Origin of the sequence: Paenibacillus silagei (genome assembly GCF_017874735.1) — a bacterium.
Lineage (GTDB): Bacteria > Bacillota > Bacilli > Paenibacillales > Paenibacillaceae > Paenibacillus_AQ > Paenibacillus_AQ silagei.
The window spans coordinates 218,003-236,721 of the sequence record NZ_JAGGLV010000004.1 but is presented as its reverse complement, the minus strand read 5'-3'; the positions used below and the strand labels follow the sequence as shown (position 1 = coordinate 236,721).

Annotated in this window: 15 protein-coding genes; 10 read left to right on the top strand and 5 right to left on the bottom strand. The window is 54.0% G+C overall.

Going from position 1 to position 18,719, the window contains the following annotated elements:
* Positions 1 to 2: 2 nt before the first annotated feature.
* The 4 genes from J2Z70_RS08390 (at position 3) to J2Z70_RS08375 (ending at position 5,485) form a co-directional block, all read left to right on the top strand.
* Positions 3 to 827, top strand: a complete 825-nt coding sequence (locus J2Z70_RS08390; RefSeq protein ID WP_036731633.1) for a carbohydrate ABC transporter permease — start codon at positions 3 to 5, stop codon at positions 825 to 827.
* A 120-nt stretch (positions 828 to 947) separates the two neighbouring features.
* Complete coding sequence (locus tag J2Z70_RS08385; RefSeq protein WP_209871464.1) at positions 948 to 2,951, top strand: beta-galactosidase; 2,004 nt, start codon at positions 948 to 950, stop codon at positions 2,949 to 2,951.
* Positions 2,952 to 3,254: 303 nt separating this feature from the next.
* A complete protein-coding gene (locus J2Z70_RS08380; RefSeq protein ID WP_245368104.1) occupies positions 3,255 to 4,526 on the top strand; it encodes a glycoside hydrolase family 30 protein in 1,272 nt (423 codons plus the stop codon).
* A gap of 311 nt (positions 4,527 to 4,837) precedes the next feature.
* Complete coding sequence (locus J2Z70_RS08375; RefSeq protein WP_209871458.1) at positions 4,838 to 5,485, top strand: FusB/FusC family EF-G-binding protein; 648 nt, start codon at positions 4,838 to 4,840, stop codon at positions 5,483 to 5,485.
* Positions 5,486 to 5,566: 81 nt separating this feature from the next.
* On the opposite strand, the gene J2Z70_RS08370 is transcribed toward J2Z70_RS08375, so the two are convergent.
* Both J2Z70_RS08370 and J2Z70_RS08365 read right to left on the bottom strand, forming a co-directional pair.
* On the bottom strand, positions 5,567 to 6,553 hold the full coding sequence (locus J2Z70_RS08370) for a hypothetical protein (protein WP_209871455.1): 987 nt from the start codon (positions 6,551 to 6,553) through the stop codon (positions 5,567 to 5,569).
* Positions 6,531 to 7,451 carry an AraC family transcriptional regulator gene (locus tag J2Z70_RS08365; protein ID WP_209871453.1) on the bottom strand — a complete coding sequence of 307 codons (921 nt, stop codon included), beginning with the start codon at positions 7,449 to 7,451 and terminating at the stop codon, positions 6,531 to 6,533. The genes J2Z70_RS08370 and J2Z70_RS08365 overlap by 23 nt, the downstream gene beginning before the upstream one ends.
* A gap of 154 nt (positions 7,452 to 7,605) precedes the next feature.
* Between J2Z70_RS08365 and J2Z70_RS08360 the strand changes: the two genes are divergently transcribed.
* The 5 genes from J2Z70_RS08360 to J2Z70_RS08340 are packed head-to-tail and all read left to right on the top strand — an operon-like array spanning position 7,606 to position 12,538.
* The gene (locus J2Z70_RS08360) at positions 7,606 to 7,845 is read left to right on the top strand and encodes an acyl carrier protein (protein WP_036731643.1); all 240 of its coding nucleotides are present in this window, start codon (positions 7,606 to 7,608) and stop codon (positions 7,843 to 7,845) included.
* On the top strand, positions 7,842 to 9,185 hold the full coding sequence (locus J2Z70_RS08355; protein WP_209871448.1) for an ATP-grasp domain-containing protein: 1,344 nt from the start codon (positions 7,842 to 7,844) through the stop codon (positions 9,183 to 9,185). Before J2Z70_RS08360 ends, J2Z70_RS08355 begins: the two co-directional genes overlap by 4 nt.
* Positions 9,186 to 9,201: 16 nt before the next feature.
* The gene (locus J2Z70_RS08350) at positions 9,202 to 10,323 is read left to right on the top strand and encodes a glycosyltransferase family protein (protein ID WP_209871445.1); all 1,122 of its coding nucleotides are present in this window, start codon (positions 9,202 to 9,204) and stop codon (positions 10,321 to 10,323) included.
* Positions 10,323 to 11,516 (top strand): radical SAM/SPASM domain-containing protein, encoded by a 1,194-nt coding sequence (locus J2Z70_RS08345; RefSeq protein WP_209871442.1) that lies wholly within the window; start codon positions 10,323 to 10,325, stop codon positions 11,514 to 11,516. Before J2Z70_RS08350 ends, J2Z70_RS08345 begins: the two co-directional genes overlap by 1 nt.
* Positions 11,513 to 12,538, top strand: a complete 1,026-nt coding sequence (locus tag J2Z70_RS08340; RefSeq protein WP_209871439.1) for a Gfo/Idh/MocA family protein — start codon at positions 11,513 to 11,515, stop codon at positions 12,536 to 12,538. Before J2Z70_RS08345 ends, J2Z70_RS08340 begins: the two co-directional genes overlap by 4 nt.
* Before the next feature lie 147 nt (positions 12,539 to 12,685).
* Here J2Z70_RS08340 and J2Z70_RS08335 read toward each other — a convergent pair whose 3' ends face one another.
* Positions 12,686 to 13,474: a nucleotidyltransferase domain-containing protein gene (locus J2Z70_RS08335; RefSeq protein WP_209871434.1), complete on the bottom strand. Its 789-nt coding sequence runs from the start codon at positions 13,472 to 13,474 to the stop codon at positions 12,686 to 12,688.
* Between the two features lie 83 nt (positions 13,475 to 13,557).
* Complete coding sequence (locus tag J2Z70_RS08330) at positions 13,558 to 14,904, bottom strand: MFS transporter (protein WP_209871432.1); 1,347 nt, start codon at positions 14,902 to 14,904, stop codon at positions 13,558 to 13,560.
* A 175-nt stretch (positions 14,905 to 15,079) separates the two neighbouring features.
* On the opposite strand from J2Z70_RS08330, the gene J2Z70_RS08325 reads away from it, so the two are divergent.
* Positions 15,080 to 16,285: a helix-turn-helix domain-containing protein gene (locus tag J2Z70_RS08325; RefSeq protein WP_209871428.1), complete on the top strand. Its 1,206-nt coding sequence runs from the start codon at positions 15,080 to 15,082 to the stop codon at positions 16,283 to 16,285.
* 677 nt (positions 16,286 to 16,962) lie between these two features.
* Here the strand turns inward: J2Z70_RS08325 and J2Z70_RS08320 are convergent.
* Positions 16,963 to 18,717, bottom strand: coding sequence for an ABC transporter substrate-binding protein (locus J2Z70_RS08320; RefSeq protein ID WP_209871425.1), 1,755 nt, complete (start codon positions 18,715 to 18,717; stop codon positions 16,963 to 16,965).
* Positions 18,718 to 18,719: the final 2 nt, after the last annotated feature.

Below are 18,719 nucleotides of genomic sequence, written 5' to 3'. Positions count from 1 at the left end.
CCATGACAAAAAGCACAAAAACCATACTATGGGTGTTCTTCCTGATCGTCGCCCTGGTTCAGCTATTCCCGCTCATCTGGCTGGTAGATTTCTCATTCCTCAGCAGCAATGAATTCTACTCCTCCAGCGTCCTGAAATGGCCGAGCGATCCCCAGTGGCAGAATTATATCAATGCCTGGGTGGACGGCAAATTCCTGCGCTACTTCATTAACAGCGCCTTCGTGACCTCAGTGACCATCCTGTTAACGGTGATTCTGTCCCTTACGCTCGGCTATGCCTTTACCCGGATGCAGTGGAAGCTGCGCTCAGTCTTCTTCACCATTATCCTGCTGGGGATTATGATTCCGATTCATGCGACCCTGTTGCCTAACTTTGCCATCTTCAAGGCGCTGGGCTTGACGAATTCCTATCTCGGGCTGATCCTGCCATACACCGCAGTGTCTGTACCGCTGGGAACCTTCATCCTGACCGGCTTCATGCGCAGCATTCCTAGAGCAATGGAAGAGTCCGCTGTGGTAGACGGCGCGAATATTTACCGGATTGTCTTCCAGATCATTGCACCGCTTACCGCGCCTGCACTGGTTACGGTCATCGTCACAACATTCCTGAACTGCTGGAATGAATTCATTATGGCATCAACCTTCCTGAGTAAGGATGCGCTGAAGACGCTGCCGTTCTCGGTTATGAACTTCGCCGGCCAGTATTCCTCAGACTACGGCTCACAATTTGCGGTCATGGTGCTGACCTCGATCCCTGCCATTGTCATCTACGCCATCTTCAACGAACAGATTACCAAGGGCGTGACAGCGGGCGCGGTAAAAGGCTGATCTTAAAGCGGACCAAACTCTAAGCGTATGCTATCAAAACTCTAAGCGTATGCTTCTGAAGCCAGTTTTGCGAAGAGAATTCAGGATGTATATGCTATCAAAACTTTCAGGAGGACTATAATGGATCACTTGTTATATGGCGTTGCTTATTATGATGAATACATGCCTTATGTCCGTCTTGCGCAGGACATCCAAATGATGAAGGATGCGGGCATTAATACCGTCCGGATTGCCGAATCGACCTGGAGCACACATGAGCCGCAGAATGGGGTATTCGACTTCTCCTCTGTACGTAGAGTGCTGGATGCGATGCATGAGGCCGGAATTCATGTCATTGTAGGAACACCTACCTATGCGGTTCCGGCCTGGATGGTCAAGGAGCACCCGGAGGTGCTGGCGGTCACCGTGAACGGGGAAGGCAAATATGGTGCCAGACAGATTATGGATATCACCAGTCCGGCGTATCTGTTCTACTCGGAGCGGATCATCCGCAAGCTGATGGCTGTGGTACATAAGCATCCGGCGGTGATCGGCTACCAGATCGATAATGAGACCAAGCATTATGAGACAGCCGGACCGAACGTCCAGCTTAGATTCGTCAAATACATGAGGGAGACCTACGGGACGCTCGAAGCCATCAACCACCAGTTTGGTCTGGATTACTGGAGCAACCGGATCGACAGCTGGGAGGACTTCCCGTCCATGGTGGGGACGATTAACGGCAGCCTGGGGGCGGAATTCGCCCGGTTTCAGCGGGGGCTGGTGAATGAGTTCCTGGCGTGGCAGGTCGGAATTGTGAATGAGTATAAGCAGCCGGGGCAGTTCACCACGCATAACTTCGATTTCGAGTGGCGGGGCTATTCCTTCGGTGTTCAGCCTTCGGTAGACCACTTTGCGGCTTCGCAGCCTTTTGACATTGCCGGTACAGATATTTATCACCCGTCCCAGGACCAGCTCACAGGTGCAGAGATTGCCTTCGGGGGAGATCTGATCCGCTCGCTGAAGCAGGATAATTACTTCGTGCTGGAGACGCAGGCGCAAGCGTTCCCGGAGTGGACGCCATATCCGGGACAGCTGCGGCAGCTGGCATTCAGCCATCTGGGCTCAGGGGCTTCGATGGTCGCTTACTGGCATTGGCATTCGATTCATAACTCCTTCGAGACCTACTGGAAGGGGCTGCTCAGCCATGACTTCCTGCCTAACCCGGTGTATAAGGAAGCTATGACTATCGGCGCGGACTTCAAGCGGTTAAGCGACCAGTTGATCGGACTGAAGAAGACCAGTAAGGTGGCCGTTATGGTCAGCAATGAAGCGCTGTCAGCGATCGAATGGTTCAAGCTGCCGGGAGGATTGATCTATAATGATGTGGTCCGCTGGATGTACGATGAGCTCTATAAAATGAACATCGCCTGCGATTTCATCCAGCCGGGCAGCCCTCGCCTCAGCGAGTATGAGCTGGTTGTGGTTCCTGCGTTATACGCTGTCTCGGATGAGGCGCTTCAGCAATTGAATGACTACGTTCACAGCGGCGGCCATGTAGTCTATTCCTTCAAGAGCGGATTCACCGATGAACAGGTGAAGGTTCGTCATACGGCACAGCCAGGGATCATACATGAGGCCTGCGGGATTGCTTACAGTCATTTTGCCACGCCGAATGAGGTTACGGGACTTACCGGCAAGCTGTTCCCTGAGGGAGCCGCAGCAGGCGTTCACACCGTCCGCACCTGGATGGAGATGATTGTTCCCGGTTCAGCGGAGGTGCTGGCCAGCTACGATCATCCCCAGTGGGGCGAATATGCTGCCGTCACCCGAAATACCTTCGGCGAAGGAACAGCCACCTACATCGGTTGTATGACCGGACCTGCCGCACTTGCGGAGATCCTGCGCGATACGCTCCAGTTAGCCGGGTTATGGGGAGCGGACCAGCAGCTGATGTTCCCGCTCATCGTGAAGTCCGGCGTGAACCGCCAGGGCCATACTATCCGTTACTACTACAACTACTCAGCCCAGCCGCTCAGCTTCAAATATCCGTACGAAGCCGGAACGGAACTGCTGTCCGGCAATCCGGTGGCACAGGATGAGGAACTTACGCTTGGTGCTTGGGGCGTTATGATTATTAAATAAACATAACACTGGAGAACTTAATGAAGAGCGAAAAGGAACGGAGGGGAAATTTGGAACTGTAGGAGCGATAGCGTCCGCCTTTGTGTTTGAATTTCTACCGCTAACAGCGGTTCTAATCAGGAAATCCAAACACAACAGCGGCCGGAGGGCCAAATGTTCACCGTAGTGACGACCAAGCTCCCAGTCCAAACCTTAAGTGTGTTTTATATAATAAACATCTACAGCATTGGAGGCATAAGCGTGGACGTGACAGGACAAGTATGGATATCGAGTACAGAAAATGAGCCTTGGGTATCCCATCCCCTGGAAGCCACCACTGCCGAAGCAGTGGATCTGGCGTTCACCGGACAATTGCATCAGAATATCGAAGGGTTCGGCGGATGCTTCAATGAGCTGGGGTTCGAGGCGCTCAATCTCCTCACAGACGAGGACAGAAGCGCTGTGCTGCATTCGCTGTTTCACCCGGAAGGGGATCACCGGTTCAGCATTTGCCGCCTGCCGATCGGGGCCAGCGACTATGCCCTGGAATGGTACAGCCTGAATGAGACCGACGGCGATTATGCCATGGAGCATTTCTCCATCGAGCGGGACCGCAAGTATCTGATCCCCTATATCCGCGAGGCTCTCAAGCTGAACCCGGAGCTGAAATTATTCGCCTCCCCCTGGAGCCCGCCCACGTGGATGAAATTCCCGCGCGCCTACAATTACGGCACCTTGCGCTGGGAGAAGGATATTCTGGAGGCTTATGCGCTATACTTCGTGAAGTTCGTCCAGGCTTATGCCGAAGAGGGAATTACCATTCATCAGGTACATGTACAGAACGAAGTGGTGGCCGATCAGAAATTCCCTTCCTGCGTATGGACCGGCGGGCAACTGCTGGAATTCATCCGGGATTATCTGGGGCCGGCTTTTGAACAGCATGGACTTGCTACGGAGATCTGGCTGGGCACGATCAACGCGCCGGAGCCTTGGGACGAGTGGATGAAGAAGAAGGACAGCAGCTTCGATGCCTATGCCCATACAGTATTAAGTGATCCTGAAGCTTACAAGTATGTGAAGGGAGTCGGCTACCAGTGGGCAGGCAAATACGGCATCCAGCGTACGGTACAGGCTTATCCTGAACTGCGTTATATGCAGACGGAGAACGAATGCGGGGACGGGGAGAACACCTGGTTTTATGCCAAATATGTATTTAATCTGTATCAGCATTATTTCACTAACGGCGTGAACGCGTATATCTACTGGAATATGGTGTTGCTGCCTAAGGGGCGTAGTACGTGGGGATGGGAACAGAACTCCATGATTACTGTAGATCCGGGCGGCGTTAAGGCCGTGTATAATCCCGAGTTTTATGTCATGAAGCATTTCGCCCATTTCGTGGGGCCCGGCTCCAGCCGAATCGGCCTCAAGGGCAAATGGACCGGAAATGCAGTCGCCTTCGAGACGCCGGAGGGCAGGCGGGTCCTCGTCATTGCCAATCCGTTCAAGGAATCGCGGACGGTTACCCTCTCGAATGACGGCACGCATTACAAGCTGGAGCTGGATGCCGAATCTTTTAATACCCTTCTGCTATAAAATAAACAGTAAAAACCGGCTCCACCATCCGCCGTCATCCCAGGGCATCTGCTGTGCACACCTATAACAATTGGAATTGTTCCGACCGTAATTTCCTGCTATAATTTTGGCAGGTTAGTTGATAGGGGGTTACACGGATGGCAACGAATTGCTCATTAGCTAGGGAGTCCTCATGCAGAGCCTGATCCGGGGCGATACTTTGCGTGGGGTGCGGCAGGACAATCTTGATCGCCCAAACAGATATTATCGTTTCTAATCGCAGGCTCTGCACCTTATTGCTGTAATCAATCATAATAAGGGGCTGAAGAGCTGTGAAACCAACATTTATTAGAAACCATCAATATAATTATATTAAGAAACAAGCGGATTTTGTGCTGAAAACACTGCGTTCGGTAGCGGACCGCCGTGTCCTGGAGACCGTAAGATACAGCGCCGAGCTCAACGTGACGGGAGCCTTCGCTTCACTGACCGCCGAGCAGGAGCAGATGCTGCGGGCAATCTCCACCTTCGAGAAGGCCGAGGACTTCCAGCAGTATACCAGCGGGCTTGAGCCTTATCTGGAGCCGTTTCCGCCGATTACGCTGAAGCAGATTCAGAAGCTGTTTCCCAAGAATAAAAAGATGAAGCTGCCTGACCTGCAGTCCTTTGATTTCCGTTATGTCACGTATCTGGCCTGGGCGGACATCGCCACGAACAAGCTGTTCATCGTCTATCCGCATGAAGGGCAGTTCATTGGTGTGGAAGGCCGGATGCTGCCGATGCATAAGAAGGGCTACTGCCTGTTCTGCAACCGGCAGCAGGAGCTTGCCTTCCTGACCGTCAAGACCAAGCCGGAGCTGGCGGCGGCAGATAATTTTGCTTCCGTGGGCCAGTACGTATGTTTCGATAATCAGGGCTGCAATCAGAGCATTACGGATATAAGCGCGCTGGAGCGGTTCGTCCTCTCGGTGCGCAAGTAGCAGTATAGTTAGGTTAACAAGAGCAGAGCAGCGGTTCCCGGTTGGGGGCCGCTGCTCTATTTGTTTTGTATGGTAGAGGAGCTATCTGCTAGGCTGCGTAGTCATAGCCAAATCTACCAGTTCCTCCAGAAGCTGTTCTTCCAGGCGGATGATCTCACACATATTCCTGTGAAGCTTCACCCGCGCGGCGGGCTTGTTGCCCGAGCACATCCCCTTAATCATGAACTGATTGATCAGATCCCACTGCTCGCCTGCCTGACGGTAGCCTTCAGCCGCCCGGGAGAGAGCAGGCGCCGGGCCTTCGCGCTCCAGCAGCTGCAGGAATTGGCTGAACCGGATTCGGCTGATCGGCAAGGCGTTGGCATAGATTTTGAAGGCCGAACTGGCTTCGGGTGAGTTATCAGGCTGTATCCCTATTTCCAGATAGGCCTGGGCATACGCCCTGAGCTGGACGCCCACTTGATCCGGCCGAATCTGTTGGGCAGGGCTGGTAAGCACCTCTTGAAGGATCGTCTGCCAATCTGAGCAGGAACGGGAGACTTCGCACCGCCCGAATAAGGCATAGAAATGACAGGCCCCTTCAAGGATGCTGAAATCTATCACTTCAAGATCCTTGCCATAGTAAGCATCCGTTAGATAGATCAGACTCTTCTCCCTGTCCAGGCCCACGGCAAGACAGGCATGGCTCGTATGCAGCCTGCGGTAGGCTACACACCAGGGACAGTCATAGGAATCGAAGCCAACCAGAACCGGCATGCCTGAGGACAACTGATTCTCCAGCAGGTCAAGCATGTAGCTTCTATCCATTGCCAGTTCAGTCCGTTCTATATAACTGAAGGTAAGGCCATGATACGCGGACAGATAGCCGGTATTGATCCGGGGCAGCCGTATCCGTTCAATCAAAGGCTGGTCCGGGGCTTGCGGCTCATCCAGGAACATCTGCCAGGCATCGCCGTACATGCCTTTGCTGTCCAGTCCCTGCCACTGTGCTACAGACTGGATGCAATCATCAATACAGCTGCGCAGCTTAGGGTAGTGGGTACTTTTAACAGGAGCAATGTTCAACACTGCTCATCATCTCCTTCGCCGAGCAGAAGTGGCTGTGCAGCCGGTCGCGATAAGAAGCGGGAGTCATACCGCTGAATTCGCGGAAGAGCCGGTAGAAGTATTTCATGTCGTAAATGCCGACCTCAAGGGCCACGGACTGGACGCCAAGCTTCGTGAACAGGAGCAGGATACAGCTGTATTTCATCCGGATCTCCTGGAAGATCTGGATGTAGGACCTGCCGGTCTTATTCTTAAGCAGCCGCTGGAACTGGCGGGAGCTCACCGCAAGCTGGCGGCTCATCTCATTCAGCGTGATCCGCTCACTATAGTTACTGATCATATATAGGAGGACATCATGCAGCGGGTCATACTGCGGTCCCGGGCGTTCGGTGAAGGGAGTGTCTGCTGCGGGCATAATCAGCTTGGCCAGCTCCAGCAGCGGCGGGTATAGCCGCTGCTCATCCATAAGCGGGCCAGAGTTCAGCATCCCCTGCAGCCGCCCGAGCAGGAAGAGGATTTCCTTATTCTTCTCCCTGTATCCGAACCATTGCCGCACCTCCAGAAGCTTAAGCAGCGGCAAGCGGGCCTCTTCGGACAAGGGACCCGGCAGCTCTCTGAGCACACTGTCAAGCCCGGGCCTGAGCATACAATTCAGGATCAGCAGCGGCTCGGTACCGCTCAGATCCTGCGGATGAAAGACATGGGATATCCCCGGCGGAATCACTAGAACATCCCCCTGCACCACCTGCATTTTATCCTCACCTGCCAGATGAATGCCTGTCCCTTGAACCACGTAGGCCAGCTCTACGAAATCGTGCTGATGACGTACGGAAGTGACCGTATTTTGAGTCAGGAGCATTTGTACGGGGGAAGAGGAGTCGAATAAATAATCCCCCGTAAATACCGGAAAAGCTTCCATAAACAAACCTCCGTTTCCTGCTTCCTTATGTTGGATCTGGAATCCACCCTAGTATATCTCAATATTTTGGCGTATTCAACCATATATTAACAACTTAAAATTTGGTATATTCATGCTATTCATTCCAATTCCGCAACCTGAAAGGGGTAGACACATGCAGCAAAAAGTCATTGAGATTATTGCCGAAATCAAGGAGGAACCAGGTTTGCTTCAGACGCTCAGCGGAGCTTCTGACCTGACCCTGGACGCCGCACTTGACTCCCTGCAGATCATTAATTTTATTCTGAGAGTCGAGGATGAATTCAATATAGAGGTAGATTTCGACACCTTTGATCTGGAGCATCTGAAATCAGTGGACCGGTTCTCCGCTTATGTCGCCGGGCTTGCCGTATGATGAGGAATGCTGTGCACTGCGGCAGCCTGGAGTCGGAGCGGTACTGGCGGGAGGAGGATCTGGCCTCCTTGCCGGCCATTCCCGATGCGAAGGCGCTGGCTATCGTGCAGGCGATGGATGAAATGCTGTTTGTCTTTTGCGGGAGCGGCGATGTGCTCTTAACCCGCCAGGGGATGAACCGGGCACAATATGACTATCTGCAAGCGCTCGGTTATGCTTTCAGCACCAATATGGATACGCTCCGCCTGGAGACAGTGGAGTCTGTTCCCGCACAGGCGGCGCTGAATATATTTGAATTGCTGGGCCGGATGGACGCCGGGCAGGAACCGGACCGCTTAATACCGGAAGGAGCGCTGCTGGAGCCCTTCGCCGTGCTTCCCGGGACACAGGAGGCGGTTAGCCGGTACAAGCTTTTGCCTACGTTGCCTGATGAAGAGATTGTACGGGCGGTGAATACCAAGAGCTATTCTACAGCGATGCGGGACCGGCTTGGGCTGCCGAATATTGCGGTAGTGGTCGACAGTCTGGAGGAGCTGCTGCAATCGGGACAAGCACTGCTGGAGAAGGGGGCTTTTCTGATCAAGGACGAGTATGGGGTATCCGGTAAAGGGAATCAGCTGGTGGATTCAGAGCGTATGCTGCGCCGGATGGCCGGGCATCTGGAATCGAGCCGCAATCAGGGCAAAAGAATCCGGTTTGTCCTTGAGCCTCTGCTGGACCGGGAGACAGACTTCTCCTGCCAGTTTCAGATTGATCCGGAAGGCCGGGTCACCCTTTTGTCTGCCCAGCAGCTGGTGAACAAGGGCTTCGCCTTCGGAGAATCCCGCTCCCCGCAGCCGTCTCTGCTGGATAAGCTGGACAAGGAAGGCTACTGGGAGACCATGCACAGCATAGGCCGGGAGCTGCACGCTGACGGATATTACGGTGAGGTGTGTGTTGATTCCATGCTGCTGCGTGACGGAAGCCTGGCGCCTCTGGTAGAGATCAATGCCCGCAAGTCGATGAGTCTGATCAAGCATCATGTAGACCGCCGGTTCAAGCAGGAAGGTATGCACACATGCCTGATTCAGGTACCGCTGGCGGCTATGGGCAAGGTTCATTATGAGGAGCTGCTGGAGCGGATGGAGGAGACGGGGATTTTATTCTCGCTGGGGGCAGGTGAAGGTGTGATGCCCTTGACCTCTAGCGCGCTCCAGCCGCTGGACCCCTCCCGTGCTGCCGGTTCCACAAAGGGCAAACTGTATGCGGCCCTGACTTACCGGAGTGAAGACAGCAAGCGTGGACTCATCCATACGCTGGACGAATCTCTCATGCGCACAGGCTATACTATCCTGCGATAAAGAAAGGAACCCTCCAATGAATAACACCGTGACGATTCTATGCTCGGGCTTTGGCCTTGGTTTCTATGTTCCTGGTCTGCTGCTGGAACGCAAGTTAACCGGGCTGGGCCTTCAGGCGGAGATTGAGGTGTTCGAGACCTTAATGCCTGAGCGCAAAAAGGAGCAGACAGACAACAGCCGCAGGGCGTACCAGCAGAGCTTCGCCGTAGCCCTGACTTCTCAGAAAATACCGTCCGATATAAGAAGCAGCCTTGATCCCGCAGCCGTTGAGCATTTGCTGCAGCAATGGAAGCAGGAGGAACGGCAGCACTTCATCGTCTTGTCCGGGCATTGGGTGCATGTTATGGACCAGTACCGTGAGCTGGCGGGGGTAAGCGTGTATGCTGACCTGCTGTATATTGACGCTGACCTGTCGCCATCGTGGAAGAATCTGCGCAAGCTGAATCCGGCTTACGCAGAAGGCTACCATGAAGTAAGTATGTATGATCCCGGGAAGCAGGAGATTATGTGCAGCATCGATGCCGGATCTGGGGAAGCACTGCCTGCTGCGGCGAGGAACGGGCGGCTGGTCGTTCATGGGGGCGGCTGGGGAATCGGCACCTTCCGCGAGAAATTTGACGCGCTGGAGTCGGCGGGGTACGAGCTGGATATTGCCGCTTACAGCATTGAGGAGATCGGCGGGCCTGTCCGCGGCAGACGTTATTATATGAATGATCCGCAGTGGCGGACCTGGACGAAGGATGACAGCGGGCAGTATACCTTCCCGCCGTTTGCAGAGGTAACCGGTAACCGGACAGAGCGTTTCCCGCCCTGCCAGAGCTACGGGGAGGGGATGTACGGAGTCATCCGGCAGGCGTCCGCTGTTATCAGCAAGCCGGGCGGCGGCGCTTTGATAGATTCGCTGGCTTCGGGTACACCGCTGGTGCTGCTCGACCCCTTCGGCCCGCACGAGAAGATCAACAGTGATCTGTGGGTCGGGCTTGGTTACGGTATTACTTACGGGGAGTGGGCAGAGTCAGGATATGATGATGATGTACTTCGCAAGCTGGCGAATAATCTCAGAGCCGCTAGAGGTCAATACCCGGACTATGCGGCAAGCTATGCCGAACAATTATCCACAGCAGGAGGGAGAAGCTGATGCAGCCAACCAGCAGAGTGAGCCTGGACGAGCAGTCCTTCGAGGCATTGAAACGTACGATCAAGAATGTGGTGGTCCCGCACAGGGAACGCAAGCATGATCCCGGCTTCAAGACAGTGATGCCGGAGATTATGTCCCTCAAGCTGACCAACCGCTGCAATCTGCGCTGCAAGCATTGCTATCAATGGAATGAATCCGGCTACCATCATGATATGGATACCGCAGAGCAGAACCTGGATATGGATCTGGGAATGATCCAGAGGCTGCTGGAGGAGACGGACGAAGCGCAGTCCCGCCTGTATTTATGGGGAGGGGAGCCGCTGTTTCACCGGCAGGCCAAGGAGATTCTGGACCTTCTTAAGGAGCATCCCCGCGATACTACGATCTGTACCAATGCCTATATGATCCCTAAGTTCGAGGAGGAACTGTGTGCAATCTCGGACAATCTGGAGCTGCTGATCCCGATCGAGGGGTTCCAGGAGGAGCATGATTTCCTGCGCGGCAAGAATTCGTTCCAGAAGGTCATCGACGCCGTTGACCGTTTGCTGGAGCTGCGCGAGCAGGGCCGCTTCCGCGGCCGGATCTCGGTGCATAATGTGATCAACGACAATATGATCGGGAGATTATATGAGCTAGTGGAGTTTTTTGAACAAAAGGGTGTGGATCTGGTCCTGCTCTGCTTCCCATGGTATATCTCGGAAGACACCAGTTTTGCGATGGACCGCTTCTACGATGAACACTTCCAGTGGCTGGCCGAGCTTCCGCCGGATCAACGGAGCAGCTGGCATGCGTTCAAATACCATATCAAGCCGGAGAATATCACCAGGCTGACCGAAGATCTGCGGCGGATTAACAGCAATACCTGGCACAATACCCGAATCCGCTACCAGCCGGGTCTCGATTTTGATGAGATTGAGGATTTCGTGGCCGGCAAGCCGATGAAATCCCGCAGTACGTCGAAATGTCTGGCGCTCAGTACCCGGGTGGATATTGCCCCGAACGGGATGGTGAGTGCCTGTAAATTTTTTGGCGAGCTGGCGATTGGCAATGTGAATGAATACTCGCTCACCGAAATATGGAATTCAGCGCGCTACGACCGGCTGCGGCGGATTCTGGACGAAGGCCTGTCCCCGGCCTGCTCCAAATGTAATGTGCTGTACCTCAACACCTATGCTGCGCTGGCTCAGATATGAGCAGTGTGGTAGAGGAGCCAAGCTATAAGCTCGGCATTCTGGGCGCCTCGAGTATTGCGGTTCCAGCGATGCTGGAGCCGGCACGGATAGTGGACAAGGTGAAGATCACGGCGATTGCCAACCGTACCTTGGCGAAAGCGGAGGCCATGGCTGAGGCGTACCAAATTCCCTATGTGGCGGCTAGTCTGGACGAGTTGCTGGAGCTGGACGATCTGGATGGAGTATATATTGCGCTCAGCAATGAGCTTCATGCGCAGTGGGCGATCCGGGCCTTGAATGCGGGCAAGCATGTCTTGGTGGAAAAGCCGATCTGTCTCCATCCTGAAGAAGCGGAACAGTTAAGGCTGGCGAAGGAGAACCCTGCAGCCCCGAAGCTCACCGAGGGGCTGATGATTGCCTGTCACCCCTGGCAGCAGTCGCTGAAGGGCATCGTCGATTCGGGCGAATTCGGCGCGCTGCGCAGGATCAGCACCCGAATCTCCGTTCCTGCCAAGAACAGGCATGCCGGAAATTACCGGAGTGTTAAGGCTAAGGGCGGAGGCGCTTTTGCCGATCTGGGCTGCTATTGGCTGCAATTCGTGCAGACCCTTGCCGGTCTTGAGCCGGAGGAGATCCTGGCACAGTCGGCCTTTGACGGGCCGGATGGCTGCGATTGGACCTTTCAGGCGGCGTTGCAATACAAGAACGGGCTGAGGGCCGAGTGTCTCACTTCCTTTGAGCTGCCCTTCCGGGCCTCGCATACCCTGTATTTCGACCATACCGTGCTGACGGTCCCCGATTTCTTCCGGCCGATCAAGGGGTTCTATAAGCTCAAAATCCGGCATGATCTGCCGGACAACCGTACCACCCTATGCGAATTCGAACCGCTGAACTATTATGTGGGCCAGCTGGAGGCTTTTGCAGCGATCATGAGCGGGCAGCAGGCCGAGGGCCTGAGTGCTACCTGGGAACGGGTGCAGCTGCAAGCCCGGATCATGGCTGAGGCGCAGCGGCGCCGGGTCTCTGAGGTGCTTCCACTATAGCGATTGTGCTAGCAGAGTGAGACCATTGACAGCAGCTAATTCCAGCAACAGCAAACAGCGACTCCCTTTGTGGGGGCCGCTGTTTGCTGTTTCACTAGTCCGCTGGAGATTCCAGTAAGTATGCCCAAATATGAATGTCTGTCTACACTAGCGATCCTGTAAGGAAGGAGGCTGCTCCATCCAGGCACGCTCGTTGTTCAGCACATAGATCCCGAGTGCCTGCTCGAAGGACAAGCCATGATTATAGAAAGTCAGCATCTTCGCGGCGAAGCGCACACTCTTATGTGCACTGGGCGATTGCAGCAGCTCTGTTGCCAGTGTACGGAAATTCTTCGGCTGGGCTTCCGCAGCATCGACAGCATCCAGCAGCCCTTTAGGGCTTGGAAAAAGCAGCCGGTTATACGCCAGAATCATCCGTCCGCTGAAAAACACCAGTTGGACCGCCGTATGAGCGAGCAGGTAGGCGTCATTTTTTTGGCCCGCTTCCTTGGCGAAATACAGCCCGTACAGGTAGATCTGGGCACAGAATTCCCGCAAATTACGCTCGCGGTTCTCCTCGGGATAGACGGGAATCCGGGCCACCAGCTCATACAGCTCCGGAATTCTGGAGAATAGTACCTCTGCACCGGTAAAAGCATACCTCGTCGGCTCATTGCCGCGCTGGGCGGCAAGCTCCAGAAACCGGCGGTTGATCACCTTGATATCGGCATATCCGCCTTCATAGGTGCTGACTTCCCGGTCCACGTAGGAGAGCCTGCCGTTCTGCTCATATTCCGCATAGGCTTCATCTGTGAAGACCAGATGAACATCCACATCCGAGGTCTCGCTGGCGGTTCCCTTGGCTACAGATCCGCTGGTGATTGCCGCCAGACAAGCAGGGTCTTGCTCCAGCTTCTCCGCCAGCTTCTCCAGCGTCTGCCTGTGGTGCGCGTACATATAACGTTCCGCCTCCTTGATTAGATTCTGCTGCGTTAAGCGTATCAATTGGACAGCTTGCCAGCTATGGTCAATTCAGACATTCAGGCCCCCGCCTGCTCTGTCTTCCCCTGAGCGGCCTGTTGATCAGCGGCACTGCTGCGGACAAGGCCTCTCTGTCCGGCCAGCGTAACCGCCAGAATAGCTGCACCGGAGACGAGCAGAATGAACGAGCCGGGAATCCGGTCGAGGAGGACTCCATAGAGCAGCATTCCGAGCGGAGCGATGGAACCGGCGATGCCCTCCACCAGCCCGAATACGCGTCCACGATACTCTTCCCCGGTGGTCTGCTGCAGATAGACCTGAATCGGAATATTAATGACCATAATCATGACGCCGATAAGGACCAGCAGCGGCAGGAAGAGAAGGAAGGTGGCCTTCGGGGTGAAATGCAGCAGCAGCGGAACCGCCAGTGCGAGGAATAACACTCCCAGCGCGCTTAAGCCTCCGAGGATCGGCTTCACCGGACTCTTGCTCTGGGGAAGTATAGCAAGCAGCAGCGACATCAGCAGTACGCCTGCCGCCAGCATCGCTTCGAGGACTCCATATTGCTTCGAGGAGAGTCCGAGTGTCTGTACTGCAACGTAGGGCAGCACAACATTCAGGGCGACGACGAAGAAATTAATCCAGAACACAATCCCCATCAGGGAGCGGAGGACCGGACGGCGGATCACATAAGCGAAGCCTTCCTTCAGATTCGTGCGTACCCCGTTAACAGCAGTGCCCAGACGTTCGCGGAGCGGCTGGGGGCCAGCGGCTTCGGCAGGTTCAAGGGCAGCATGAAGCCGTGGAATCGGCTTGTATCTCAGCATGCAGCCCATCACGGTCGAAACGATGAAGCCTGCCGCGTTCAGCAGCATGAAATCCTGAAGGGGAAGGAAGGCATACAGAAGACCGGCGAGAATCGGAGCCAGCAGGTGGCCAGCCGATCCGGCAATCTGATTCAGTGATCCGGCCCGCTGGACGGAGCCGCTGTCTACAAGCATCATCATCGAGGAGGAGACTGAAATACTATAGAAGGTAGAGCAGATAGATAATAGAATGAGCGACAAATAGATAGTCCATAGGGACATTCCCTCCAGCGAGACGAATAGAAAGGCCAGGGACATAATCAGGGCACTGGCCAGGTCCGAGCCGATCAGCAGCCTGCGGCGGTTAACTCTGTCGGCGAGCACACCGGCGAAGGGGGACAGCAGGATACCGGGCAGCAGCCCGCACAGCAGTGTAACGGCGAAGCTGCTCCCTGAACCAGTCTCATTCAGAATGAACAGACCAGCTACGAAGGTGTACATACTGGAGCCGAGAACAGAGACCAGCTTGCTGCTAAAGAAGAGAAATATGTTACGGTTAGTCGCTGCCTTATCATGGGCTGCGGATGTTATTTGAGACATAATAGCACTCCCTTTGATCAAAAAGCTAAGTTTAATTAAACTTATTGTATGAGTAAAAGTTGAAGAATACAACAAAAAGTTTAATATAATTTAACTTTAGCGTATTTTCAGCTTTCTCTTAGGGTATAGGTAAGCTATACTGAAAAGAAAAGCTACCTGGAAAGTTGGCAAGCAGATGACCACCAAACAAACCATCGGAGAGAAAGTCAAGCAATTGCGCAAGGCTAAGGGGCTTACGCAGACGGACCTTGCCGGAGACCATATGACCAAGAGCATGCTGAGTCAAATCGAGAATGGACGCGCCTTGCCCTCGATGAACAGCTTGCAGGTTCTGGCCGGCAGGCTGGGAGTTGATCCGGGCTACTTCCTCGAAGGCGAGGAGGAGGCGGAGCTTGCTCCGCTTGTCCGGGAGATGGAGGCTGAGTTCAAGGCGAAGAATTACAGGGAGGTCATCCAGCGGCTTCAGCCGCTCACGGAGCGTACGCTTCCGATGACGATTGATGCTGCGCGTCTGCTGGAGTTCTATGTAAGTTCCCTTTTCTATACGGGAGCCGGAGGCGGGGAAGCGGAGCTGGAACGGGCAGCACTGATCTATGAACGCTTCGGCTTATTCGTGGAACGGGCGAAGGTGCAGTATATTTCCTATGCCCTGAATTTCGCGCAGAACAGATACGCGGACGGGCTGGAGCTGATCCGCCGGGTCCGCAAGGAGTACGAGGATAATAAGGTGGGGAATGATTTTATCTTTGAAATCGATCTTCATTATGCCGAGAGTATTAGTCTGTCTGCCCTGGGGGATTATGCGGGAAGCCGTGAAGCTGCATTGGCGGCGCTGCAGGTTTCACGGGAAGAGGGAATCTACTATATGACGGATCATCTGTACCGGGTGCTCGGTATCCTGGCGCTGACCGAAGGAGAGACCTTGGCGGCAGAGGAGGACATGAAGAAGGCCCGGGCATTCGCAGAATTCACCGAATCTGAGGATTCGCTGAAGCTGGTGGTGATCGGAGAGATCAGACTTGCGGTAGCTAAGGGAGAGTACAGCAAGGTTCTTGCGCTGGCGGAGCAGTATCCGCAGGAGGATGAACAGTACGCGTCCAGCGTCCAGCTCATGTCCGGCATCGCAAGGTATCATCTCGGCCAGGACGATGAAGCGCTGATCAGCCTGTCCAAAGCCGAGCCGGGTGATCAGGTCTACCACCCGCTTGACCGCGCCAACCTGCTGACAGCTTATGCTTACCGCGCACAGATCTGTATGCGCCGGGGCATGAAGGAGGAAGCACTGCGGCTGTCCCAATTCGCCTACGATCAGGTGAAGGAATACCCGCCTTCCATATACACCGAAATGATTAACAAAACTTACCACGAGCTGCATAGCTAGTAGACCATCAGAATTAAACAAGTGATTTATCCCATAAGTGCAGTAAGGAGTGAAGCTATGTTTATAGCGAAAAAACAGGCATAAGTGTATTCTGTGCAACTAAAAACTGTGAAACGGATGGACATCCTCTTCTAATTGTAGTCTGTACAACTACATTTGCCCGGATGGGCGAAAATCCAGATATAGGGGCATTTTAATTGTACGAACTACATCTAAACGGAGATTTGGCGGCACATCGGACGATTTAGTTGTACGAATTACAATTAAGACTTCCCCTTGCACCTGATTCGGGGTGAGGTAACCCCTCAGCAAGCCGTTAGTTAAAGTAATTCTCACACGTTTAGATCCGATGAGCCACTAACCATCCTTATTACAGCAAACAACACCCGTGCGATTCCGCACGGGTGTCCTTTGCAATGAAATATAGGTTGAACTACAAACTTTAGAAAATAGGAGGGAGCAACGGAGGGGATTTTGGAACTGTAGGAGCGTAGCGTTCGCCTGAAAGCTTTCCGCAGGAAAGCTAGCTTCGAAAGCATCAGCAGTTTCCGGATTTCTACCGCAACCAGCGGTCTTAATCAGCAAATCTGGAAACAACAGCGACCGGAAGTCCAAAATCTCCGCAGTGGCGACTACTCCTTTGATCTGTGCATTTTAGCTCAAGTTATATCAATTGTTTATTTGCTGGTCCACAGCTCCACACGGTCCTGCACATACTTGGTATAGCCAGCTTCCATTTTCTTAACGCCGGCTTTTTCCAGATCGGCCATGTAATCATCCCAGATTTTATCGAATTCAGCCGGTTTGGCCAGAATGGCCTGCGGGATGCGCTTCCAGGTAATATCCTTCATTTTATTGCCCAAAATGGAGACTTCATCCTCACCGGGAATGGAAATGTTCCAGGCTGCGCCGTAGGCTTTCTCCTTGAATTCCTCTTCTTTCGGGAACAGGTCCTTCCAGGTAGTAGCTTTGTAAGCTGCCAGCGTCTCCTTCTCTACATCGCTATAGCCAAGCACGAGCTGCTCAGGGAAGTTCTTGGTGTAGTAGTTGCCGGTGGAATCCTTGGCACCGTCGCCGTAATGGACCATCATATTCCAGTAGAAGCCAATGCCCGTTTCCTTCGTGAAGGCGGTGTTGTCGTTGTTGATGCGGTCCTGGACTTCCTGCGGAACTACGCGTTTGCCGTTCTCCACTTTATAGTGCTTGCCTTCAATACCCCAGTTGTTCAGGATCTGACCTTCATCGGAGGCCAGGTAATCCAGGAACTTGATCGTCCGCACCGGGTCGGGGTTAGTGGTGGAGATAGAGATGCCGTAGCCGCCCATGAAGCCGGTAGGCCAGAAGCTGGTTTCCTTGTATTCTTCAGTTAAGGTGACCGGATAATGTCCGTAAGTCTGATCGAATTTGCCGGCGGCTTTGAGCGCCTGCTGTGCGTCATTGTAGTCCCAGTCTTGGTCAATTAGGCCAAGCACGCGTCCAGTCGCTACTTTGGCTTTGTACTGGTCGTATTTCTGCACGAAGCTCTCCTTGTCAAGCAGGCCGATATCGTTCATGTGGTTCAGCCAGCGGAAATACTCCTTCTCTTCCGGGCGGCGGAAGTGGTAGATCGCTTCATGCGTCTCCTGATCGACGTAATATTCTCCGTCATCGGAGCCGCCGGTTGTAGCTACCGCAGGGTTGGTAACGGAAATGTACATATGCCAGTCATCCGCGTTGAGGGAGACGCCGATGTTTTTGTTGCCGTTCTCATCTGTAGGGTGCTTCTCCAGATAGGCTTTGATTACGTTCTCATAATCCTTCACCGTGCGGATCTCCGGATACCCGGCTTCCTTCAATACCCGGTGCTGCAGCTCGAAGCCGCCGCCCGCTACGAATTTCTTCTCATCCACGGCTGCCCAGGTTGGGATAGCGTAGATTGACTGGTCTTCATTCGTGTACTTGGCCCGGGCCAGATTATCGCCGAGCACGCGTTTAATGTTAGGGGCATGCTTATCGATTAGATCAGTCAGATCAAGGACCGCGCCGGCATCCACCAGCTTACCAATGTCGCCTTTAGCCGAGATAATATCGGGATAATCCCCGCCCGCTGCAATGAGGGCAATCTTCTGCTGCGGATCACCGACAGCGAATTCGGCATCGAGGGTGACGCCGGTCTTTTGCGTAATGACAGTGCTGACCTCATCCTTCATATTGTTCCAGTTCGGATTAGGGTCTTCAGCGAAGAAGGATAGTGTCAGGGGACTTAGGTCCTCAGCCGCCGCCGTAGCCTCAGCTGTTGCCGTGGCATTGCCGCTGTTCGTAGCCTTGGCCCCGGTATTCTCAGCCGTATTCTTGTTGCCGTTATTATTGCCTCCGCCGCAGCCTGCTAGCACACTAAGCAGCAAGGTCAGCACCATCAGCGCCACAACCGGTTTCGCCGTCTTTCTTGTCATGA